At 37.3% G+C, this 22,682-nt stretch carries 18 protein-coding genes; 2 read left to right on the top strand and 16 right to left on the bottom strand.

Annotation, left to right across the window (positions count from 1 at the left end; genetic code table 11):
• Positions 1 to 80: 80 nt before the first annotated feature.
• The 5 genes from R2R35_RS20345 to R2R35_RS20325 all read right to left on the bottom strand — a co-directional run bounded on the left by R2R35_RS20345 (position 81) and on the right by R2R35_RS20325 (position 7,853).
• Complete coding sequence (locus tag R2R35_RS20345) at positions 81 to 1,874, bottom strand: ABC transporter ATP-binding protein (RefSeq protein WP_317731663.1); 1,794 nt, start codon at positions 1,872 to 1,874, stop codon at positions 81 to 83.
• Entirely contained in the window at positions 1,867 to 3,690 is a 1,824-nt protein-coding gene (locus R2R35_RS20340) for an ABC transporter ATP-binding protein (RefSeq protein ID WP_317731662.1), read from the bottom strand. The genes R2R35_RS20345 and R2R35_RS20340 overlap by 8 nt, the downstream gene beginning before the upstream one ends.
• Positions 3,690 to 4,796, bottom strand: a complete 1,107-nt coding sequence (locus R2R35_RS20335) for an ArsR/SmtB family transcription factor (protein WP_317731661.1) — start codon at positions 4,794 to 4,796, stop codon at positions 3,690 to 3,692. Before R2R35_RS20335 ends, R2R35_RS20340 begins: the two co-directional genes overlap by 1 nt.
• Positions 4,797 to 5,733: 937 nt before the next feature.
• The gene (locus R2R35_RS20330; protein ID WP_317731660.1) at positions 5,734 to 6,948 is read right to left on the bottom strand and encodes an ABC transporter permease subunit; all 1,215 of its coding nucleotides are present in this window, start codon (positions 6,946 to 6,948) and stop codon (positions 5,734 to 5,736) included.
• Positions 6,948 to 7,853: an ABC transporter ATP-binding protein gene (locus tag R2R35_RS20325; protein ID WP_317731659.1), complete on the bottom strand. Its 906-nt coding sequence runs from the start codon at positions 7,851 to 7,853 to the stop codon at positions 6,948 to 6,950. The genes R2R35_RS20330 and R2R35_RS20325 overlap by 1 nt, the downstream gene beginning before the upstream one ends.
• A 471-nt stretch (positions 7,854 to 8,324) precedes the next feature.
• On the opposite strand from R2R35_RS20325, the gene R2R35_RS20320 reads away from it, so the two are divergent.
• Complete coding sequence (locus R2R35_RS20320; RefSeq protein ID WP_317731658.1) at positions 8,325 to 9,959, top strand: ABC-F family ATP-binding cassette domain-containing protein; 1,635 nt, start codon at positions 8,325 to 8,327, stop codon at positions 9,957 to 9,959.
• A 137-nt stretch (positions 9,960 to 10,096) separates the two neighbouring features.
• Here R2R35_RS20320 and R2R35_RS20315 read toward each other — a convergent pair whose 3' ends face one another.
• Entirely contained in the window at positions 10,097 to 10,687 is a 591-nt protein-coding gene (locus R2R35_RS20315; RefSeq protein WP_317731656.1) for a zinc dependent phospholipase C family protein, read from the bottom strand.
• Positions 10,688 to 11,091: 404 nt separating this feature from the next.
• Between R2R35_RS20315 and R2R35_RS20310 the strand changes: the two genes are divergently transcribed.
• Complete coding sequence (locus R2R35_RS20310; RefSeq protein WP_317731654.1) at positions 11,092 to 12,456, top strand: HlyC/CorC family transporter; 1,365 nt, start codon at positions 11,092 to 11,094, stop codon at positions 12,454 to 12,456.
• 24 nt (positions 12,457 to 12,480) lie between these two features.
• Here the strand turns inward: R2R35_RS20310 and R2R35_RS20305 are convergent, their stop codons facing one another.
• From R2R35_RS20305 to R2R35_RS20260, 10 genes are all read right to left on the bottom strand, one after another.
• Positions 12,481 to 13,437, bottom strand: a complete 957-nt coding sequence (locus R2R35_RS20305) for a hypothetical protein (RefSeq protein WP_317731652.1) — start codon at positions 13,435 to 13,437, stop codon at positions 12,481 to 12,483.
• On the bottom strand, positions 13,424 to 13,939 hold the full coding sequence (locus tag R2R35_RS20300; protein ID WP_317731651.1) for a hypothetical protein: 516 nt from the start codon (positions 13,937 to 13,939) through the stop codon (positions 13,424 to 13,426). Before R2R35_RS20300 ends, R2R35_RS20305 begins: the two co-directional genes overlap by 14 nt.
• Before the next feature lie 16 nt (positions 13,940 to 13,955).
• A complete protein-coding gene (locus tag R2R35_RS20295; protein ID WP_317731649.1) occupies positions 13,956 to 14,351 on the bottom strand; it encodes a hypothetical protein in 396 nt (131 codons plus the stop codon).
• Positions 14,352 to 14,353: 2 nt separating this feature from the next.
• Positions 14,354 to 14,803, bottom strand: a complete 450-nt coding sequence (locus R2R35_RS20290) for a hypothetical protein (RefSeq protein ID WP_317731647.1) — start codon at positions 14,801 to 14,803, stop codon at positions 14,354 to 14,356.
• Positions 14,804 to 15,145: 342 nt separating this feature from the next.
• Positions 15,146 to 17,167, bottom strand: a complete 2,022-nt coding sequence (locus R2R35_RS20285) for a hypothetical protein (RefSeq protein WP_317731645.1) — start codon at positions 17,165 to 17,167, stop codon at positions 15,146 to 15,148.
• Entirely contained in the window at positions 17,160 to 18,986 is a 1,827-nt protein-coding gene (locus R2R35_RS20280) for an ATPase, T2SS/T4P/T4SS family (RefSeq protein WP_317731644.1), read from the bottom strand. The genes R2R35_RS20285 and R2R35_RS20280 overlap by 8 nt, the downstream gene beginning before the upstream one ends.
• Positions 18,976 to 19,791: a hypothetical protein gene (locus tag R2R35_RS20275; protein ID WP_317731643.1), complete on the bottom strand. Its 816-nt coding sequence runs from the start codon at positions 19,789 to 19,791 to the stop codon at positions 18,976 to 18,978. Before R2R35_RS20275 ends, R2R35_RS20280 begins: the two co-directional genes overlap by 11 nt.
• Positions 19,791 to 20,447 carry a hypothetical protein gene (locus R2R35_RS20270; protein ID WP_317731641.1) on the bottom strand — a complete coding sequence of 219 codons (657 nt, stop codon included), beginning with the start codon at positions 20,445 to 20,447 and terminating at the stop codon, positions 19,791 to 19,793. The genes R2R35_RS20275 and R2R35_RS20270 overlap by 1 nt, the downstream gene beginning before the upstream one ends.
• Entirely contained in the window at positions 20,437 to 21,405 is a 969-nt protein-coding gene (locus R2R35_RS20265; RefSeq protein ID WP_317731640.1) for a hypothetical protein, read from the bottom strand. Before R2R35_RS20265 ends, R2R35_RS20270 begins: the two co-directional genes overlap by 11 nt.
• The gene (locus R2R35_RS20260) at positions 21,398 to 22,327 is read right to left on the bottom strand and encodes a hypothetical protein (protein ID WP_317731639.1); all 930 of its coding nucleotides are present in this window, start codon (positions 22,325 to 22,327) and stop codon (positions 21,398 to 21,400) included. Before R2R35_RS20260 ends, R2R35_RS20265 begins: the two co-directional genes overlap by 8 nt.
• Between the last annotated feature and the right edge of the window lie 355 nt (positions 22,328 to 22,682).

Below are 22,682 nucleotides of genomic sequence, written 5' to 3'. Positions count from 1 at the left end.
AAAAGGACTGCCGGGAATTAGAAGCAATAAATACCACTTAGAATCCGGCAGTCCCTTTTCAATTTATAATTACATGCTATTTATACCTGGTAATTCACAGCTTGAGAACGGAACAGCTTATAGTACATACTTTCTTCCTTCTCCATTAATTTTGAATGGCTGTCAAAGTCTGTTACATGACCACCATCCAATACCAGCACCTTATCGCAGAATACACTGCTGGACATACGGTGTGATATATAAATTGCTGTTTTATCACCCACCAGCTGGTTAAAATTCTCATAGATTTCAGCTTCTGCCAACGGATCCAATGCACTGGTAGGCTCATCTAATATAATCATTGAGGCATCTTTATAGAGCGCTCTTGCAATAGCAACCTTTTGACTCTGTCCACCGGACATTTCTATGCCCTCCTGATCGTAGACTTTACCAAATAAAGTGTCCATTCCTTTGGGAAGTTCTGCTATTTTATCTTTTAATCCTACCTGCTTTAAGAGCTCGCTTACTTTATCACGATATTTCTTCCCATCTTCACTCTCTTCTCCGCCTTTTACATTCTCAAAAATTGAGAAAGCAAATAGTTTATAATCCTGAAATACCGCTGCTAATCCTTTCATATAACTGGAGAATTCATATTCGTAAATATCGTGTCCATTAACATAGATTGTACCGCTGGTGGGCTTGTAAAGTCTACAAAGGAGTTTAACAATGGTTGACTTACCGGCACCATTTAATCCAACAATGGATATTTTCTCCCCTTTTTTAATCTCAAAGGAGATATTCCTTAATACCATATTATCTGACTTTGGATAATGAAAGCTGACATTTTCAAAACGCAGAGCTTCTACCTTCTCCTCAAACGGCAGGCTGCCTTCTTTCTTCTCTTCGTCAGGCAGGGACATAAATTCCATAAAGGGCTGCAGGTAACCAAGCATCTGGATTACTGTCATAATGTTTTTGCCAAGGTTTGTGGCTGCTGTAGTAAAATTAATTGCTGCGGAAACATACATGGTAAAGGAACCGATGCCTATTTTGCCGCCAAGAGTATCGGAGATAACTCGAATTCCTACATAACCATAAGCAATAGCAGCCTGAAGGTCATTGATGATTCCGGTAAATCCAAGGAATATGCCCTGCTTCTTCTGATAGGTCTTGGACCAGTCATAAATCTTTCCGTTAAATTCCATCACCCTGTCTGTCAGCATTTTATTCATATCATAAATACGTATATCTTTCTGTAATTTATCAATAAAACACAGCTCCATATAATAGCCATATCTTCTGTTGATCGGTATAAGGTCCTGATAGAATTTCAACTGGTATTTCGAGAAGAAGTTCTGCATAACGACAGCGATTGCAATTGTAATTACTAATAGCAGTACAAAGAGAGGGCTTAGGGTGAACATAACTGCAAGGAGTCCAAGAAGGGTCACTGTATTCTTAAGCACTTCGGTTATGCTTCGTATGAGATTCTCCAATGCACTCATAGTACGGCAGGCAAACATAGCTCTTTCCTTTAGATCCAGATAATAAGGATCTTCCAGACAGGCGAATTCAACTTTCATGATTTTATCAGCCATGGCCTGGTTGAGCTTCTCTTTCATGTAGATATTGCGAACTTCCAGGATTCGTTTCATTAATTTATTCAAAAAGAAAAAGAGCACATTTGACAATACAATTAACATTCCATATCGTATCAGATTATCTTTGTCTCTTCCGCCAACCAGCTCATCTACCAGAAATTTAGGAAGTATGACATTTATTAATATCTGTCCTGTTTCCGTTAAAGACTGAAGCAGTAACAGAAAGATATAAGAAGGTGATATCTTAAAGCAAACGCTGATAAATTTCTTTAAGGTCTTAACATTATTCACTTACAGCCACCTCCTCGTTGTAATATTTACCCTGAATCATAAACATATTATAATACTCACCTTTGGCATTCATGAGCTCATCATGGTTACCATACTCCTTAAGCCCGTCACCATCGAAAAGTGCAATTTTGTCACAGAATTTTGTACTGGCTAATCGATGAGAAATGTATACTGCTGTTTTTCCTTTCACCAGATCACTGAAGTTCTCATATATTTCTGCTTCTGCCAGTGCATCCAGAGCTGCAGTAGGTTCATCCATAATAACCATTCTTGCATCCTTATACAGCGCTCTTGCAATGGCTAATTTCTGGCTCTCACCACCGGAAAATTCCACACCGTCTTCTTCTATTACTTTTAACATTGTCTGATCAATCCCTTTTGGCAGGCTGTCAATTTTCTTTTTAAGTCCTACCTTTTCCAGCACCTTACGTACTCTGTCTTCGTTTCCATCCAGGGAAGAACAGGCAATATTCTCCTTAATGGTATATGCCAGTACATTAACATCCTGAAATACTGCAGAAAACATAGCATAAAGATCCTTTTTATTAAACTCGGAAATCGGAATACCATTTATTCTGATTTCACCCTCTGTTACCGGAAATAGGCCGGTCATCAGCTTTACAAGGGTGGTTTTTCCGGCTCCGTTAATACCAACAATGGCTAATTTCTCACCTTTATTTATTGTAAAGTTCAGATGTTTGAAGATATACTTCTCTGTTCCCGGATAGCAGAAACTAACATCGTCAAATACAACCTCAAGGGTCTCTCCTGCTTTAAGTCTTTCTGCGCTTACCGATTTTTCTTTTAGTTCCTTATCCCCCATATCGGTATCAAGAAACGTATAAAAATCATGAACATACTGACCTTCATTCAAAATAAATGTAAACTGCTCTGATACCTGATTAAGCATTACCGTCAGGGAGGTAACTGCTGTCAGGTACATGGAAAAATCTGCAATAGGCATACCGTTTGCGGTTTTGTAGATCAAAATGGCATAGGTAAGCCCATTACTGATCAGGAAAGTAAGCACTTCCATTAACCCCAGTGAAAACTCTCTGTTCTTAATGCTTTTTTGAAGCTTTAAATAGCCTTTGATTTCCTTACTATAATTTTCATTGACTCTGTTCTGAAAACGGTATAACCGGATATCTTTTCCATAGCTGAAGTCATGTGTGGTATTATAGTAATATTGCATCTTACGCGCGGCATGAGCAACCTCTTCTTTCCTCCGGTAGTTATATTTATGAACACCCCTTCTAACCCAGATACCAACTGCAATATTCAGCAAAAGTCCAAGCAAAATCCATATATTCAGCCTGCCGATAATAACCAGTAATCCTAAAGAAGTCAAAAGTATCGGACCTACTTCAAATAATTTATGGTATACCCCTTCCACTCCGTTATCGTTTGAGCTGTTCGCCTGTAAAGCTCTTTCATTCTTCTCAAAGAAATTGGAATCCTCCATATGCTGATAATCTACACTGACCAGCTTATCGAAGGTATCTCTTAAATAATCGAGTCTTAAATAGGTAATAGCAGGATAAGAAATGGAATTGGTGAAAGTTCTTATAAACCCGAAGGCCGCCATTAATCCCAGGAATAATAAAACAATTTTAAGTATACCTTCTATTGTGCCCTCTCCTCCGGTTACTTCCGTCAAAAGATATTTAGGTAATAATACTGCAAAAAAAGGATAAATACCTCCCGCCAGCGTATAGATTAAAAAAAAGAGATAGAGTTTCTTATTTGTTGCAGTCACATTGGCTAACATTCTCCCGAGGGTACTGCCAATGGGATATTTTAAGTTTTCTTCCATTACTGCCCTTCCCCTTTCCTGTCAGTGCTCAAGGCTTCCACCCCAAGCTGCTTCACGGCCTCTCCCCATTCGTGGAACTTTGCAGGGTTGATTTCATAAAAGATTTTTTTTGCTTTTTCCACGTCTACTGTTACGCATACAAATCCCTCTTGCAGTAGCAGGTTAATATGATGGGATACCGTCGCCGGTGTGAGACCTAATACATCTGCAATTTCCTGAATATACATCTTTTTTCCTGAAAGCATACGGATTATTTTGAGTCTGGTGGCATCGCCTAAGGCTTTTAGTGCACTTAGAATCTTGGAATCACTTAAAGCAACCTTCTTATTTGTGTTGCTAAGCTGAAATACATAAATACCTACATCTGCAGCAACTTCTTTTTCCTCCTCATCTCTCCAGTCCACAGCAATCTGGTTATAGGGCAGTATGCAGGGCTGCACAACAATTCGGTTACATTTACCAAATTTAATGTATCCCAGATCATTAAAATTGCTTTCTAAATAGGACTTATCCTGTAGCGATACGATTGCTTCTTCAAACTCTTTTTCCACAATTGGATAATACTCCTGCAGTATTTTAATGCTCTCTGCTATAAACTGCTGGGCTCTTGGCAATAATGTGTAGCGTTCAGAGTATATTGTTATCATTTTCATCTTAACACTGTCTTCGGTTTCCAGGTCCTTTAAAAACTCGATAAACTCAGATAAATTTGTTATCCTGATTTCGCTGTATTCACCACTAACTGATTTTGCCCAGTCCTGGACTCCCTCTAACATGATGACATCCATCTCTTCTTTTGTCATACCTGCATGGAGTTTCTTCTGGCTGGTGAGGGTAACTAGAATGGGTCTCGCTCTGTTATCCTTTTCAACAGCAGTGATTTCAAAGAGCTGTCTAATATCAGGATATTTCTCCAGAATAGGCAGAACCCCTTCCAACACCTTTTCCTTGTACTCATAAACATTTTTTAAAATTACTGCAAACTCTTTAGCGATTGGAGAATTACTTGTTTCTTTTTCCTTATTTCCAAGAGTATCTACAATTGTATTTACCAGTTCATAGTCCCAGTTAGGTTCAGTAATCAATCTATAATCTTTTATTTCCATTGTTTTTCCTCCCACTTTGTTTTTACTAATTTAACACACGAAAAGATATTCGTCAATAATATTAGATGATTGTCTAATATAAATAATAGATGTTTATCTAATATCATAAGTTTGAGTATTATTTAATACTATTTTCAAAATCTTATTTTGGAATTTTTATTAGGTTTTATTTACTTCTATTATGATTTGCTAGTGATTTACAAGAACGGAAAATAAGGACGAATCCTTTAAAATATACTTTCTTTGATTTATTTTTCTTTCGTCTTAGACATTCTCTCGAATTTTATTTTCTATTGTGTTATACTTCCTGGCTACACTTCCTTTTGAATTATGCTTCTTTTGGAACTATGCTTCCTCTCGAACTACGCATTCTTTCGAACTATACTTTCTTTCGCACTATGCTTTCTTTCGCACTATGCTTTCTTTCGTACTATGCTTCCTTTCGCACTATGCTTCCTTTCGCACTATGCTTCCTTTCGCACTATGCTTCCTTTTAAATATAACTAAATACAGCGGCAAGAATATTAGATATTCATCTAATATGTTTGCCGCTCATTTAATAACATATACCCTTACCTCTGCTTTTAATTATAAAAAAGCTTTTAGCAATCTAAGACACCTTTACATTTTTCTTGCGTTACGGCTGAATGATCAGAAAACGCAACGATAGCCCTATAACTCCCTGTGTGCATATAAGTTTTCTTCATGATTCATCCGCAAGGAATCAAGCACTCAAGATCAATTCAACTTATACAACCGTGATAATATAGGACTATCCATAATATAATAAGATTTTAAATAAAAAATTTATGGTTATCACCCCGGTTATTGTTTCCGGTTTATCAATACTCAACTGCTAAAGTCTTTCGTAAGACTCAGCTTCAATAACTAATGCTGTTCATATAAACTAAAAACATCTATAACGAATTAACTCACCCTATATCTGAATATCTCTCTTTTTGAACACCCATAGTGATGCTCCCAAGAAAAGAATTACAGATAGAACGGACATAATGATAACCGTCTGTCCTGTAAATAAGAAGGAGGAGGTTCTATACACCGCTCGCCCTGTAATAACATCGTCAATGTTTGAATAGTGCAAGAAAACGAACGGTGATATTTTTCGATAGGTTGCTGATAAGCCGTATACGATATTCGCGCCTAATATAGTACAGATTAGAACTGTCATGGCTATTACACTGGATTTTGATATTGTTGAGACCAAAAGTATAAAAGATACCATTACGACCAGAAACAAAAACTGCAGCAATAAAGCCTTAAGTAAATACTGCCATAAAGGTATATAATAACCACTGCCGGTTATTTCTGTCAAATACTTCTGACCGTTACTAAAGATATATTCGTACTTAATACCTACTAATACCGGCCTGTTAAAACCTCCAAAGCCTTTCACAAGACCAACCCCTATAAAAAACAGAAACTGCGTTATCATTATCAGTAAGGCAGAACTCAGTACCATGACCAAGAACTTACTGAGCAGTACCTTTATACGGGTAACAGGTTGTATAAGCAAAAACTTAAGAGTGCCAGGATTATATTCGCTTGAAACATTATCTCCATTAAACATAATTAAACCAAATCCTAAAAAGCTTGCAGCAATCATCGTTATACTGAGTACATAGTAATTAATTCCGGTATTATAGCTGGAGTCATCTAACGGAATATTATTATCAAGATGCATCTGAAGCTTTTCAATTTCTCTGGCCTGATATTTCTTAGACGCCGTATCCTCTGTCTCATTCAGGCTTTTCTTCTGCTCTTCAATCTGCTGCTTAAGATTGTCTCGCCAGTCGGTGCCTTTTGCTGCTGCAAGTGAAGCTTTGGCAGTAGCAATCTGCTCTTTCAGGCTCTCCAGGTAACTGTTGCCTTGTACTTCATAGAGTTGCCTTTCCTCTTCTGATAAACTTGTATCACTTTTCAGGCTTGCAAGATAGCTTTCCTGATTCTTAAGCTCAGCAGTAAGATTCTCAAGCTGCGCTTCCGGGCTGTTGTATCGCAAATAATTCTTTTCAGCAGTTTCATTTACCACTACCAGAATGACACACAATATGATGAACAATCCCCATATAATATAGGTCTTTTTCTTGGTAAACAGCTTTATTACTTCATTAACAAAAAGTCCTCCAAACATTAACGGATACCTCCTTTTATCAATTCCAGATATCTTTCTTCCAATTCTTTTAAATGCCTGGAGAAAGTCTGGACATCAATTCCGGAGTTAATCATTTCTTTTAAGACATCACCGGGTTTTCTTCCTTCCAGTTCTATGGTGTACCCTTCTTCAACTTCTTTTACATTTTTAATTCCTTTTAAGGCAAGAAGCAAGCTATGAGTTTCTTCTGTTTTCTCCGCTTCCAGGATATACACATATGTCTGATGAACGGCTGTCATACTTTCAACGGAAGTTATTACACCGCTCTCAATAAAGGCAACCGTATCACATAGCTGTTGAATTTCCCCTAATATATGGGAAGAGACGAATACCGCCATTCCTTTGTCTCTGGCAAGCCTTTTAAGGATATTACGGAGTTCTATAATCCCGTTGGGGTCCAGGCCGTTTGTTGGCTCGTCCAGAATAAGAAGCTTTGGTTCAGATAAAAGTGCCGCTGCCAACCCAAGGCGTTGTTTCATTCCTAAAGAATATTTCTTCATCTTATCCTTTATACGTTCTGATAGCCCTACCAGCTCAACCACTTCAGCAATGCGTTCCTTTGAGATTTTTCGGATACGTGCTATCTGTGCCAGATTCTCATATCCGGACAGATAGCTGTACAGTTCCGGTGATTCCACCACGGCTCCTACATATGCCAGGGCTTTTTCTCTTTCAGTCTTTAAATTATTTCCCATGATAGTAATGCTCCCAGTATCCATAGAAATCAAATCTACCAGCATTTTTATCGTCGTGGTCTTTCCGGAACCATTGGGACCTAAAAATCCAAATATTTCTCCCTCCTGGACCGAAAAAGAGATTCCTTTTATAATAGGTCTTTTACCCAGTCGTTTATATAGATTCTCTACTTTTAATACTGTATCCAAATAATCCTCCAATCTAAAATCAGTTTTGAACACAACTGATTAATTTCTAACACCTGATAACTTCTAATATACCTGTACTTCTAGGTTATCCTCTTAATTCTATCCATTATATGGGATTTATTCAATTTATTTTATCTTACACTTTCCTTACATTTTGATAAACAGGTTTTAAGGATTCTCCATATACCAATAATCTCAGAAGCCACTGAAGGAAGTGCAGCGATATCGAGTACAGCTTAAATACCAGAATAAAAATGCCTGCTGGTAACATAGGAAAATGCCTGCTCGTAAGAAAATGCTTGCAAAATAATGATTATACGATAAAATAGAAATGAATGTGCAAAACACAGTGACCGAAGCTTCAGTTGAAAGGAAATATTTCACAGAGAAAGGATGCCACATACTGCTTCTTTCAACTAATATAAATTGTGGCAATATCCCTGTTCCTTTGGGGATATGCGAGGGTTAAAAATGATTCAGGCAAGTAACATTACTTTAAGGCTCGGAAAAAGAGCTTTATTTGAAGATGTAAATATCAAATTCACAGAAGGAAACTGTTATGGTTTAATCGGTGCCAACGGAGCCGGTAAATCTACTTTCCTTAAAATTCTTTCGGGACAGTTAGAGCCTACAAAAGGTGATGTAATTATCACTCCCGGACAGCGTCTTTCCTTCTTACAACAGGATCACTTTAAATATGACCAGTATGATGTATTAAATACTGTAATTATGGGCAATCAGGTTCTGTATGACATCATGAAAGCAAAAGATGCCATCTATGCAAAAGAAGATTTTACAGAAGAAGATGGTATTAAGGCAAGTGAACTGGAGGGTGAATTCGCTACCCTTAACGGTTGGGAAGCTGAATCCGATGCTGCTACTCTGTTAAACGGTTTAGGAATTGATACAGAACTTCATTATAAAATGATGAGCGAGTTAAACGGTAACCAGAAGGTGAAAGTTCTTCTTGCACAGGCTTTATTCGGAAATCCTGATATCCTTCTGTTAGATGAGCCTACCAACCATTTGGACATGGAAGCTATCAGATGGCTGGAGGAATTCCTTATTCAGTTTGAAAATACCGTAATTGTGGTATCCCATGACCGTTACTTCTTAAATAAAGTCTGCACGCATACTGCTGATATCGACTATGCAAAGATTCAGCTTTATGCCGGTAACTACGATTTTTGGTATGAATCCAGCCAGTTAATGGTTAAGCAGATGAAAGAAGCAAATAAGAAGAAAGAAGATAAGATCAAGGAATTACAGGAATTTATCCAGAGATTCAGCGCGAATGCCTCCAAGTCCAAGCAGGCTACTTCCCGTAAGAAGGCTCTTGAAAAAATTGAACTGGATGATATACGTCCTTCCAGCCGTAAATATCCATATATTGATTTCAGACCTTTCCGTGAAATAGGAAATGAAGTTCTGACCGTAACAAACCTATCAAAGACTATTGATGGCGTAAAGGTTCTGGATAATCTTTCCTTTACCATTACCCATGATGATAAAGCTGCTTTTGTTGGTCCAAATACTCTTGCAACTACAACACTTTTCCGTATATTAGCTGGGGAACTGGAGCCTGATGAAGGAACATATAAGTGGGGTATTACCACCAGCCAGTCCTATTTTCCGAAAGATAATACAAAAGAGTTTGCCTCAGAGGATATCATCGTTGACTGGCTTATGCCTTTTTCTCCTGAGAAAGATGTTACCTACGTAAGAGGTTTCCTTGGAAGAATGCTCTTTGCAGGTGAAGAGGGAGTTAAAAAGGTTAATGTCCTCTCCGGTGGAGAACGTGTTAGAGTAATGCTCTCTAAAATGATGATTCTTGGTTCTAACGTGCTTATTATGGATGAACCTACCAACCATTTGGATATGGAGTCCATAACTGCATTAAATAATGGTCTTATGAAGTTTTCCGGAGTTATCCTTTTTACTTCCCAGGATCATCAGTTTGTTCAGACCATAGCTAATCGTATCTTTGAAATTACACCTAACGGTCTAATCGATAAGGTTACAACCTATGATGAGTATCTGGATAACGATGAATTTGCGAGAAAAAGACAGGTTATGCAGATTGACCGCGAGGACGATAATAACTAAGAGATTTCTTATATTGACGTCTCTGAACTGGCTGTATTTGATAAGTATGGGCGGCAATAACAAAATAAGTGCTTTAAAAAGTCCCGGAGTAAATGTATTAACACATTTATTCCGGGACTTTATTGTATATCTTTCTATTATGCCGCTTCTATCTGAGTTAGGGCTTTCAAATTCATTTCAAAAATCTGCAGGATTCCATCTACTACTTTATGACACAATTCTACAATGTAAAAACAGTCTACAGCAACTTTCTTAGCTACCTTTAAATATTCAGCATGCATTTCCTTAATAAACTTCAATATTTCTTCCACCGTGGCAAATAGAAAATTCTTTGCCCGGGCATTCACAGCATCTTCGCTCTTAACATATTCTTTTAATGCCGTTATGAGTTTTTTCTCATATCCACAGTGCGCTTTGATACTTCCAGTAAATATACTGTTATGGGGATAAGTGAAATAATCCGCTATATAATGGGTTACAACACCTAAATGTCTTGTAAAATACCTGTTAATTCCTTTGTGTACTTGAAATTCATCGGTTATCTTAATAATTTCTTCTGTCAGTATATCAAAGGTTTCTTCTATGGTATGCCTTTTGGTAAGAAAAGATGGCTTAATATCCGGTAATATACTGCCGTAGTAAAATGCTTTCCTATGTTGAAAAAGCTCATCGATGTTCATACTGTCTAATAAATATCCAGCCAAAGAGATATGTGATTTTTTTCTCATTAACGTCTCCTGTCATAAAACTGACTAATAAGCTTCCAGGTGTAAATTTCATTCGATCCAATTCGACAGAACTTTAAACACCATAAGTGATTTTACACCGGATTTTCATTCTGCACAATAGTTATTTTGATATTATAACAAAATCTTAACACTTATTAAGAAAATAGTCCTATTTGCCACGTAATCTCTTCCATATCTGGTGTTTATATTGACATTCCTCTTCTTTTCATGTAAAATTTACCTTGTTTATTTATTTTTCCAATTGTAACTTATAACCAATTTATTTTATTGACTCGGCATTTTTTATTGTATAATTTTATATAATTTCTATATATGATAAGATAATTTCAATTATACGAATTGATTTGAGCATAATGCCGCCTTACAGAATAGGAGATGATTATTTGGACTCGAGTGAAGTCACGCGTATGATAATATTAGGTGTTTTATTACTGCTATCCATATTTTTTTCGTCAGCAAGAACTGCTTTTACTACTGTTAACAAACTGCGTATCCGCAGTCTTTCTGAAGAAGGTAATAACAAAGCCAGGTTGGTGAATGATTTACTGGAGAAACCGGCTAGAATGCAGAATACAATACTTATAGGCAATGTAATTATTAATCTGTCCATATCATCATTAGCTACCTCTCTTGCCCTTGATCATTATACACCTGTCGGCGTTGTGATAATAATAGCTGCACTTATCTTTGTTATGTTGATATTTGCAAGAATGATTCCGAATACTCTGGCCGAAATGGATTCCGAGAAGTTTGTCCTTCGTTTTGGCCGGTTGCTTTTGCTCTTTATCAGAATTATGTCTCCACTTACCTTTCTGGTCACAAGAATATCTTCTCTCATCCTTATGATTTTCCATGTCAACACACGTGAGAAGGCCTCTGTTATCACTGAGGATGAACTTCGTTCCATCGTTGAGGTAAGTCATGAAGAAGGTGTTATCGAGATGGACGAGAAACAGATGATAACCAATGTAGTGGATTTCGGTGATTCTATGGCAAAGGATGTTATGGTTCCCCGTGTGGATATGGTATTTGCAGAAGTTTCCCTGTCCTATGATGAATTAGTGGAGCTTTTTTCCAAGGATAAGTACACACGAATGCCCGTCTACAGTGAATCCCGGGATAATGTTATAGGCATCCTGAATTTAAAAGATATTTTCTTTTACCAGGGCAGTAAAGAAGATTTTCAGATAAAAAATATCATGAGAGAGCCTTACTTTACTTATGAATACAAGAAAACCACAGAACTGTTAAAGGAAATGCGTAAAAACTATGTATCCCTGGCCATCGTACTCGATGAGTACGGCACCACAACCGGCCTTATTACATTGGAGGATCTTCTGGAAGAAATCGTTGGCGAAATTCGTGACGAATATGATGCAGATGAAGAAGACAGTATTCGTAAGATATCTGATACTGAATATATTGTAGATGGAAATACGAAACTGGATGAGATAAATGATGCTCTGGATCTTGAACTTGAATCAGATGACTATGATTCTATAGCAGGACATTTAATATATCTTTTGGACCATCTGCCGGAAGTCGGAGAGACTATTACAGAAGACAATGTTATTTACACGGTCGATGCCGTCATGAAGAACCGAATCGATAAAGTACATATTGTACTTATACCGGAGAATTCTGATTCAACAGACAGCATAAATGCTCTATCTGATAATACCCCCCAAGAGAATCCTGATAATGTCTCGGTAACAGAGGGTAATCTTGAACATATCACGCAGGAATAGAGCGTATAAATAAATAGTTCTCTATTATGGAATGCACTTATTGCAGGGGAAAGCCCCCTCTTTAGCGCATTCCTCTTTTGTATAATAGGGTATTCCCTTATCGATTAATACCTCCTCGCAATTCTCACTGTGATAAAACTTTTTTTCCAGTTTCACATTAATATAATATACCTTAGATTTTGCTATCCTTGCTCCGCCAAAAACATAGCGGTTATAGGTATCAAGCGCGGCAGCATCATATGGATAACCCTGAAATAGTACAAAAAGACTTACATCATCTATTGTTCTGTCCCAATCTGTTCTATCGATCTCAGGCAGCCAGAATTCATAAGTTATGCCAAAATCTGAAGCAATACTGTTGTAATAATTGATATAAAGGTTCATATTCTTACTGATTGACTGTATAATAGTTTTTCTTCGTATTGTTTCAAATACTTCCTCTTCCTCTAAGAAACTGCATTCAGTCAATTCTCTGATATCCCTATACTCTCCCTCCCATATTTCCATGGATTCTTTCTCAAACAATATGATCTCATTTCCCAGCGTAAACTTTATAACATAACGGTCATCCTCATATACATAATGAAGCTTCTCACTCCATCTTTTATCAAGTCTTTTCTCACCGCCTGATAAAATAGCTGCAGTATAGTATATATAAAATCCGTCTCTGTCTGTAACCAATATTACAGGTATGTACCTGCTAAGCTTTTCTTCCTGAAAAGACTGCCCCATAACTCCGAGGTTAGCATATAAAGAGGAGAAGAACTGCTCCACTGCCGCTTCCTTATTAGTATAAAGATTACGGCTGCTGTCTACTTCTACCAAATAGAAACATCCGTCATCCACTGCATTATCCAGAGCCGTATTATAAGCATTGGTTATCTCAGCCATAGCCTCCAGCTGTTCAAAACGAATATCCAGCACCGTGAACACTATTATTTCAACTACAAAAAATACCAGGCAAAGATCACTCAGTTTCATCTCGAATCATTCCCCCATAAGTGACCATTATAGAAACGTCACTGCTATTTCCTCTGGAAAGATAAGAAGTTACTCTTCCTGCCATGGTCTTATTACGATTTTCAACCTTAATGGATATGTAATCGCCCTGTGCGAAATAATAATCTTTTCCTTCATCAAAGGCCTGATAAATTTCTTCTTCATAGGTATTATAAAAATAACTATTAACATTTTCCAGTACCGTGTCTGTGATTTCATCATAAACAGGTGCAACTCTTTTATGTGCATGTAAAATCTCTACAGCATACAGATTCCCGGTTTTATCTATTCGTTTAATGTAGTCATTAAACATATTCTGTGTTAATACTCCTGACATTCTTATATTGTCTGTTAGGCGTATGGTTTCCTGGGTTACATACAGCTGACTGATAGAATCCTGTTTCTGAGCCATATAGATCAGCGGTGCTATGAACAATAATATAACTCCTGCAAATATAGCAGCTACTTTTCCAAAAGCGTCCATTCAACTGCCTCCTGTCCTATTCTTCCATGTGGGTATAGATTATCTCTGTAATGTACCCATTATCATCCAGTCTATATTCCTTAAGGTAAACTCCTTCTTTGATTATCGTGTAATCGAAATCCTCCGGCTGAAAAATATCCTTTGTGCAGGCAGTTCCGTCTATTATCAGAGTAACCTCCATGCCGTCAAGCAAAGACCCGATAATTTCTCCTTTTGTAGCTGTTAACTTACGGTTGTTTGCCGATGTATCCCAAAGTTCCTGCTCCCTGATAACATTCTGCCGAAACACAGAAGCTTTTAGCAGCCGAATGCTGCTGTTAAAATTCTCAGAACCTAACAATAATAAACTGACGGCCATACAGAATAAAATTACATTTACTCCCATGGTAAGAAATTTATCTACCTGTTCCATGGTTACTTCTGTATAAAGGAAATCCCTATAATAGTGGAATTCGCATCCCTTAATATAGCACCTGTAAACTGGGCTTTCTGATTGATGTAAAAATTGCTGGTAATTGTCTGTGTGTCTTTAACAGAGGCAGAACTCACTTCTCCAATTTTACTGTCTGTGTCAGACAGCAGACGATTATAGTAAACAACCGATTTCTTTGTTGTAACCTTAACAGCAATGTCTTCATTTTTAAATTTATTAATTGCATTGATAACCTCACTGCCAGTAACATCCAATCCGTCATACATAACCTTATCTGATTCGGCAAACTCCTTGTTCATACGGCTGATCTGCCCCGTTCCATTTGTTGCAGCTGCATTAGCCTCCCTGCTTATGTAAAATCCCAAGCCTACCACTAAACATGTAATTATCACTCCTGCCGCCAGTATTAAACCTTTTAATGCATTTTCCATTTTAATTTCTCCTTTTTTATTTTTTATTTTTGCTTCTATTTTTTATTTTCAAAAGTCTTATTTCCATAGGATGTCAGGCAAATTGTATAAAAAGAAAGAACGAATGCGCCTATGAAAAGGTATTAGAAGCCCTTTTCTCTGGATATTTTGCGCTATATGATAAAGCAGATTGTTGTCTGAGCGAAGCGAGTTATCTGCTTTATCATATGTCAAGCCCAAAATATCCAGAGAATTAGGACTTCTTATACCTTGTAATCGAAGCATTAGTTTTTCTTTTTATACAATTTGCCGTCCCCCTTCCGTACCCCCGAATTTTAACACTTAACGCATTAACACAGAAATCTACCCCCCAATCCCATTTATCTGCTCCATATAGACCTTATACATTCTAAGTCCTTCTGCTACAAAAGGAAGAATCAGATACAAACCCACCGTCAGAACAAAGGGTACAAAAGCAATGGTCCTACCCAGAATAGTTTTATCCTGTATGCTGATTTCGTTGTCTAAAGCCCTTTTATTAATATAGTTATTCCTTTCCTGTTCCACATCCTCAAAAGCTTTGTAAAGTCCCAGCTTATCGCTGCTTTGTAATCCATCTACAATTTTACAGAAAGGTCTGAAAGGTTCTTTCTCCTTTAATTCCTCAAGAGCTTGTCTTTCGTCCATGCACAGGTTTCTGCTGCATTCTCTTATAGAACTTTGAAAGATATACGAAAATTCTTCCATCCATTCTATGACAATGTCTGTATCAGCTCTCTTAATATTACGAAGAATCACAATTATGGATTGAAAGGAAAATACTTCATCCTCCATATCTCTCTGCCTTACCTTCTTTAGCAGTAACAATCTTAAACTTGGAATATAATAAGACCCCCAAGCTGCAAGAAATGCTGCAAGAAGCTCATACCACTTAAAATACTCATTTTTAATGGCCTTCAGTCTTGCATAAATGTCTTCAGCAGCTATTCTTTGAAGGGATTTTTCTTTAATTTTCTCCTCTTTCTTAATAACCTTCAAAATTTCCTCAAGCGTAATATTTCTTCCAAGAGATCTATGGGTAATATTTATTACCTCCGAGGACAAAGTCCTCCCTTTCTCCTCGGATATGGTACTGTCTGAATAATTAATACTCCTGGTCAGCTCCAATTTTCTGTTAGCATTATGAATACCAAAGGATAATAAGATACAGATTAGAAAACCTGCAATACTGAAAAGCATGCTCTTTAAGATAAACTGTCTTACTCCCAGCTTCTCACCATGCAGCTTTAAAAATTCTTGTTTATTTAGCAGCTTTCCATAATATCTATATTGGTATGAATCAAGCATCTGTCTGATATTTTCTTGTTTCTCTAAAGCTTCCAATAAAACTGCCTCCCTTTGAGAAGGTTTTCTTTCTTCTCGGAGAGTCAGCAACAGTTGATACGAAAAGAAGGTAATGAGAAATATTACTGCCATTAATAGAATTCCCGCTGTTCCACTGTAAAAATTAATCAACTGCGGTAAACTGTTAACAGCCCATTTCTCAATAGCTTTTAAGAACAGTACAGGAAGTACCGTTACAAAAGTAAGACCGGAGAAAAGGTATTGAATTTTACTTCGTTTTAATACCTCCAAATGGATTTCCTGTCTTAAGTGAGCAATATTTGCCAGAAACAGTGACCTTCCTTCCGCCGTCTTTGTATCTCCATATGTATTGATTATCAGACAAAGTGCCAGAAAGGTTTTTATGAATTTGTCTGGAACACAGCTAAGATACGCCTCTTTCTTCCTGTCACTTTCAGAAGAAGTAAGTATATCTAAAATACAGCCTGCATGGAGTTTCAGAGGTTTATCTGTATCCTGCATTGCTTCATAAACAGCTTCATCCAGTATTTCGTGACTTTGATAATTTTCACTTACCTCGCAAAGAAATATATCAAATTGTTCCAGCAGCTTTTCTCTCTCTCTTCCCTCTTCCCAGAATACAATACCATTACCTGCAACATATAAATAAAATATGGCTAACCAAAGATAATACCAGCTTTCTCCAAAGAGAAACACGATAGTTACAATAGCAATATCGATGTACCAGAGCTTAACTGCTAATTTAATGGCCTTTTTCTCTATCAGTCTTTCTTCACCAGGATAGAGAATAGCGTATCTTCCCGTAAGGCTTTTTAAATAAACTCTAATTAAGATTACTCTGCTTAACAGATCATAAAGCACATACCAATAATCCCTGTCGACTTTTTTATCTTTCAGAAAGATGCTGTAGGTCTCCCTATATTCCATTTGCTTTCTCAGTAGAAATAACAGAAAAAGCATAATCGGTACAAAGATACCTAAAAGCCCTGCAGCTATACGAATCATAATAAGATTATCCATTCTGTGTCAAACCTCCTCCCTTCATAAATTCTCTGTATTCCTGCCCTTCTGAATCCGACAGATGATAAAAAATATGCTCCTGGCTTTTATCGGAAAAGTCCTGCCCCAGGACATACTTACCTTCTACAAAGGACAGGATATCTCTTGTTTCATATGTCACCGGACTTGTCCTTCTTTTATAATATTCCTGAGTTGCTTCTACCAGACCGCCAGGTAAGTCCTTCTTGTAATAAGGGATTATCTCAGTAATTCTTGAAATATAGCGGTGACCATTTTTGTTCTCCAGATGAATGTCAATATTTATGGCATTGGCTGCCTGATATTCTGCTAATTCTTCCTTGTGAAACCCTCCCTCCTTAAGCTGTGAGATTTTAAAATAAGATATCAAATCTTGCGTAGTCTCCGCATGATGAGAAAACAGGGTCATTTTCGATATTTGAGAAATTTCTATGAGGTAGTTGGCCGTTTCGTGAGATGCTACTTCACCTAATATAAGAACTGATCCGTCTGTTTTCTTCATAACATTTAGTATTTCCTGTCCTGAAACTTCCGGGCTATCTCTTAATGACAGTATGTTACGTTTGGGATAGGCTTTCGTTAGATTAAGCTCATATACCTGCTCAAAGACACGAATTGGGTAGCTCTCATCAATATACTGTATCAGTAGTTTTAACAAGGTCGTTTTACCGCTACCCATTTCTCCTGTTATGGCAATGGAAAGGCAACCTTTGACCATCCACTTAAGAAGTTCAATTACCTGATCAGAGCCTTCCTCTCTGATGACCTTCCTTATATCCATAACAATTATATTGTCATGTTTTCGAACAAAGAATGCCCAGCTTACAGCTATGGGCGGTCGGAATACTACTACCCTGGAGCCATCCTTCATATCATTTACCAGATAACCTCTGGTTTCGCTTAAGTAGCCTGGATTATTATGCCGGTATATACTTTTGCAAACCCGTATAAGTTCTTTTTCCGATGGAAAACGCAGAAAATCAAGTCTAATGGTTCTTCCTTTATAGAAAATCCATACATCAAGCAGGCTCTCCTCTTCTTTTATACTGGGATTATACTTATCTTTATCTCCTATTTCCTTAACAGGCAGCTCTTCTACCTGGAATCCTGCTGCCGTTCCCTCTATATTTTCTAACAGATTACCTGCTGAAATACCTGCTGATACACCATCGATTTTCATCTCCCTCAACCTGTCAATTATGCCAAAACCTCTGTACTGCTGATACACCCTCTGCGCTATAATCTCAATCTTATCCTCAAAAGACAGGTAGATCATCTCTTTAAAATATGCCTTTTCCAAATCTAGGGCAGTAATGGTATAAGCTGTATCCAGGCGATTCTTTTCCAGAAATTTTTGAAATCCGTCTTTTTTGTATTCTTTCTCATACTGCTGCAGTAGGATTTCAAATTTATCCTGCTCTGTCAGCTTATCAGCACACTGAAAAGGAATGACCTTCTCTATGTTCTCTTCGTTCAGCATAACTTTATGCAGAAGAATTTCTTTGATATAGTCCTTAATATATTCCTTCGCTTCCTTGTCACCCTCCGCGGATTTCTTAAGACACTGTTTTATATGCTTCTTAATATTTTCCCGCTTCATCGTTTCTTTCTGGTTAAGATTTAAGCTCCTGTAATCTTTATCAAGAATTTTTGCAAATACATGATCTACTGTTGTTATAATTTCTTCAATCGCATAACGATCAGGTTTCTTATCTTCTTTTCTGATTGGTTCCAGGCTTAGTGCTGCAAATCCAACCACTCCCGTGAGCAACAAAAGGATAATAAAAAAGTTAAATAACATCCCCCTTACCTCCCCTGCCCCGCTCCTTAAGTAACACTTCTGTCAGTTTTATAACCCTAAGAAAGAAAGCTTCTCTTTCCCCTTGCTTACTTATGGACATATTCTTTAAATAAAAATCTATTAAATCCCTGTCAGAAACTGCATCCATAAAAGCAGTCAAATGTGGAATAGCATACAGTCTGCCTTTCAATTCTTTATATTGTTTTTCAAGATTTCTCAGGTTATATGCAGAATCGCGATGATAATTATTAAGAATAAAGATTGTCTTTTCCAGCGGAAATTGATATTCCTTAAGGGTACTCCTTATGATGGATACATTCTGATTCAATGTCACAGCAAGTATATCTGCTTCCATCCACAGCTGCTGTGATAGTCTGTTATTTCCAAAGGATGTATCTGTGAGTATTAAATCATATTCTTCCTCTAATCTGCTATAAATAAAGGGCAGATATTTTAACAGCTCCTCCTGTTCCGTTTCCTCAGGCTTTCTGGTACCGCATAACAAATCAATTCCTCCTTTGCCAAGACTCATAATATAATCCTTCATAATCTGTACTGCTTCAGTTCCAAGAGTCTGGCTATGAGTCCTGATAAGCCTTATCAAAGAATCTAAGCCGATATTCTGATATATTTCTTCTCTCTGATTGCTGCCAAGGAGAAGCTCTTCCAACTCTCTGCTACCATAATGTGTCTGTGTCAGCAGCACCCTTTTCTTACTTTGATATACTGCCGACAGGGCTATAGCTGCCAAAGAAGAGGTTGTGCCCGTCTGACCGGTTACCGGGCTCCAAAAAACCACATGCATCAAATCCCTCCTTTTCTTATTTTCTTTGTGGCTTCCTTTATCGCTTTGAGATCTGTAATTCTTATTTCAAAGAGGAGCTCTTTTAGCAGCAGCTTAATCTCCGGAGAGAGTTTCTTATAATTAAAACTGTGGTAATACTGCAATACACTACCAGCTTCAATGTCTGTTTCATTCAGATATAAATAGTAGTTCTTCTTCCCCCGAAGTCCTTTGTGTTCCAATAACATAGGCAGGTACGTTTCATTTATTCCTTTCACTATATCTCTGACCAGCAGGTAATAGTCCTGATTATTTTTGCTAAATGCCTTTAAGGCGTTAAGATTATGTATTCGTGTGTCTGTAACCAGGAAACGGTAATCACTATGCAGGATATCTTTATGGTTTAGATTCATCCCAAAATCTATCAGTATATAGTCATACTCGTCATATACGCTTTCAATCTCTGTGTCTTTGCACAGTTCAAGTCTTTCAGAGCAGGACAGTATATCTTCTTCCATTCCTTTTGGTATTGGCATACAATCACTCAATGCTTTATAAGGCGCATTATCCACAAGCAATACCTTTTTATCCAGAGCACTTAAAAATACAGCCAGATAAAATATCAGGTCATAGCTGTAGATTCCTGCAAACCCTAAAATTTTCTTTTCATTCTGCATACTCTACCTCATAACTGTCCCCTACCTGATACTCCTCTCCTCCACTGACTTCCTCCAGATACTCTATTCCATCAGAAGCGCTCTCTTTCCCTGTTATGTACTGGTAAGCGTCTGCAGCTTCGTTGTTATATATCTCCTTATCAGTTGCTTTATCCTGGGTACTGCGATAATTTTCATAATAGGTTTCCAGCCTTTCTTCCAGACCTGTACGCTTTCCTTCAAACAGGTAATCTCTGGCTGCTTCCAATACATTGGGATCTTGCCGTATCAGATTTAGCACATCCTGGTTAGGAGTATAGGTAACAAAAGAGGGCTTCTGATAAGAGGCCGCAATATATTTTGTGGTGTATAAATAAGTACCTGCCTTTAGAAAACAATCTACAAAAGCAGAAGATATCAGATGTATTTCATCCGGTGACAGGTTCAGATATAGATATCCTTTCTCCGTGTCAATCCGGCTGATACAGCTCTTGCTGATAACAATATAATCTTCACCGTTTGGATAACGCAGACGAAGGTCAGCATAATCCCCTTCTTTTATATTCTCCCCTGCCAGATTAAGAGACAGCTCCACCTCCCTCTTACTATCGCCCATAACTTCATCTGTTATCATATTCTTAAGAATATGTGTCCCAGCCGGGATATCTATAAGTGCTTTATGTCCTATATCCGTTTCAGTCATAAAATAACTCATATCCTGCCCTGATAAAGTCTTCACAGCCGTCACCGTGGTTCCGGTTATTATGTCTCCGGCTTTGATCTCAGCAGTTGCTTCATATACTGTTACCGTATTCTGCTGTAAAACCTCCGACATTATTTCAATCCGGTGTTCATAAATACTCTTCACTTTTAAATATCCGGTAAAGATACCTGCAGGCAATATCACACATAAAAGTCCTGCAGCAACGCGTTTTGTGATTTCCTTTCCGGTAAGTGGCCTTTTTAATCTTTTACTCATTCACTAATCCTTTCTTTCTGTTATCTAATTCTTCGTGAATTACAAATACCACCCGTTTTACTGCCCTGATAAACTCATAATTGGGGTTGTCTTTCTTACAGCCGTAATTACGTGTCATAAATTCTACGATTGTACCTTGCTGTATGGCCTGATGATATTCCATGTTATAGGGAATAGGGATAATTTTTGAAGTATGAATAGGATATTTTCCCGGAAGTGTATCTGATTTTAGAGAATTGTAGTGAAACTCACTTAACAGAATAATACTCTTTGAAAGTAAAGAAGAATAATTTCGAAAGAACTGGTCGAGTAGATCATCTTCCTGTATCAGATTTACCACTACGAGGTCTGCTTTATCCAATATGATCTTAGAACTCATATGATTAATGTTAGAAGTGTCAATAAAGGTATAACCTGCAAAAATCTCACTTGCCCATAGAATTTTCAGAATATTTTCATTTAGGATATAGTCAAAGACAAACTCATTGATTTGATTCCCAATTGGGAGATAGTATAAAGAATTAATCAGAATTTCGAAAGAAGCTTCTTTTATTAGCTTTTCATCTTCTTTTAATGTAAGGTAGGTGTGTCCACCTATTGAATCTCTTAACACCCAAAGCTGGTTGTCCGGTTTTTCCTCCGCATCCACAGCTGTATAATTAAAATATCTGTTGTACCTGTTTTTTGACAATTGATTGATTACATGCTCAAGGCCTTTATATCTGCTAACGTTAAGAGTATTTCTGTTCTTCCGTTTCTCTTGCCTGTGAATAAGCATATCTGCCAGTGTTTTTTTCTGATAATGATTTTCTAACAATATGGTTTTAACCGATTTCTCAAAGACCATAGCAATACTGACACAGGCCAAATTACTGGTCACACCATTACTCCCCTTGGCACTGCTCCAAAAAGCAATTTTCATGTTAACCTCCATTCGCAGTCTTTTTGGTTTTCAACCGACCTCTTTCTTGCCTATCAGGATTTATCCCTGTTCGCTGATACCCTTCATACCCTGGATGTCGTAAGCCGGCTCTCAATATTGCTGAACAAAATAACTTTATTTTATGGCATATAAATTAAACGGTATGCCAAAATACAACCGCTTCATCAACTCATATTATCTACCACCTCGCTTGAAGGAATTCTTATGATTAAAATAGAAAAAATGAAAAATAGAACTTAAGATATTCTTAATAATAAATGAAATTTTTGTAAATGTAAAGTGCTTTTTAGAAATTTTTAAAAAAAGACCTCCCAAAGGCTTCTGTGCCATGGAG

The organism is Anaerocolumna sp. AGMB13020, from assembly GCF_033100115.1.
GTDB lineage: Bacteria > Bacillota > Clostridia > Lachnospirales > Lachnospiraceae > Anaerocolumna.
Note: the sequence above shows the minus strand (reverse complement) of the source record. Positions and strands in the feature narration are given on the sequence as shown.

Bases quoted from the DNA above. Each gene is read 5' to 3' on its own strand.
- R2R35_RS20320 (WP_317731658.1), top strand. From the start codon at position 8,325: ATGATTCAGGCAAGTAACATTACTTTAAGGCTCGGAAAAAGAGCTTTA.
- R2R35_RS20305 (WP_317731652.1), bottom strand. From the start codon at position 13,437: ATGAAACTGAGTGATCTTTGCCTGGTATTTTTTGTAGTTGAAATAATA.
- R2R35_RS20290 (WP_317731647.1), bottom strand. From the start codon at position 14,803: ATGGAAAATGCATTAAAAGGTTTAATACTGGCGGCAGGAGTGATAATT.
- R2R35_RS20340 (WP_317731662.1), bottom strand. From the start codon at position 3,690: ATGGAAGAAAACTTAAAATATCCCATTGGCAGTACCCTCGGGAGAATG.
- R2R35_RS20270 (WP_317731641.1), bottom strand. From the start codon at position 20,447: ATGCAGAATGAAAAGAAAATTTTAGGGTTTGCAGGAATCTACAGCTAT.
- R2R35_RS20285 (WP_317731645.1), bottom strand. From the start codon at position 17,167: ATGGATAATCTTATTATGATTCGTATAGCTGCAGGGCTTTTAGGTATC.
- R2R35_RS20295 (WP_317731649.1), bottom strand. From the start codon at position 14,351: ATGGAACAGGTAGATAAATTTCTTACCATGGGAGTAAATGTAATTTTA.
- R2R35_RS20330 (WP_317731660.1), bottom strand. From the start codon at position 6,948: ATGTTTGGAGGACTTTTTGTTAATGAAGTAATAAAGCTGTTTACCAAG.
- R2R35_RS20280 (WP_317731644.1), bottom strand. From the start codon at position 18,986: ATGTTATTTAACTTTTTTATTATCCTTTTGTTGCTCACGGGAGTGGTT.
- R2R35_RS20315 (WP_317731656.1), bottom strand. From the start codon at position 10,687: ATGAGAAAAAAATCACATATCTCTTTGGCTGGATATTTATTAGACAGT.
- R2R35_RS20260 (WP_317731639.1), bottom strand. From the start codon at position 22,327: ATGAAAATTGCTTTTTGGAGCAGTGCCAAGGGGAGTAATGGTGTGACC.
- R2R35_RS20300 (WP_317731651.1), bottom strand. From the start codon at position 13,939: ATGGACGCTTTTGGAAAAGTAGCTGCTATATTTGCAGGAGTTATATTA.
- R2R35_RS20275 (WP_317731643.1), bottom strand. From the start codon at position 19,791: ATGCATGTGGTTTTTTGGAGCCCGGTAACCGGTCAGACGGGCACAACC.
- R2R35_RS20335 (WP_317731661.1), bottom strand. From the start codon at position 4,796: ATGGAAATAAAAGATTATAGATTGATTACTGAACCTAACTGGGACTAT.
- R2R35_RS20265 (WP_317731640.1), bottom strand. From the start codon at position 21,405: ATGAGTAAAAGATTAAAAAGGCCACTTACCGGAAAGGAAATCACAAAA.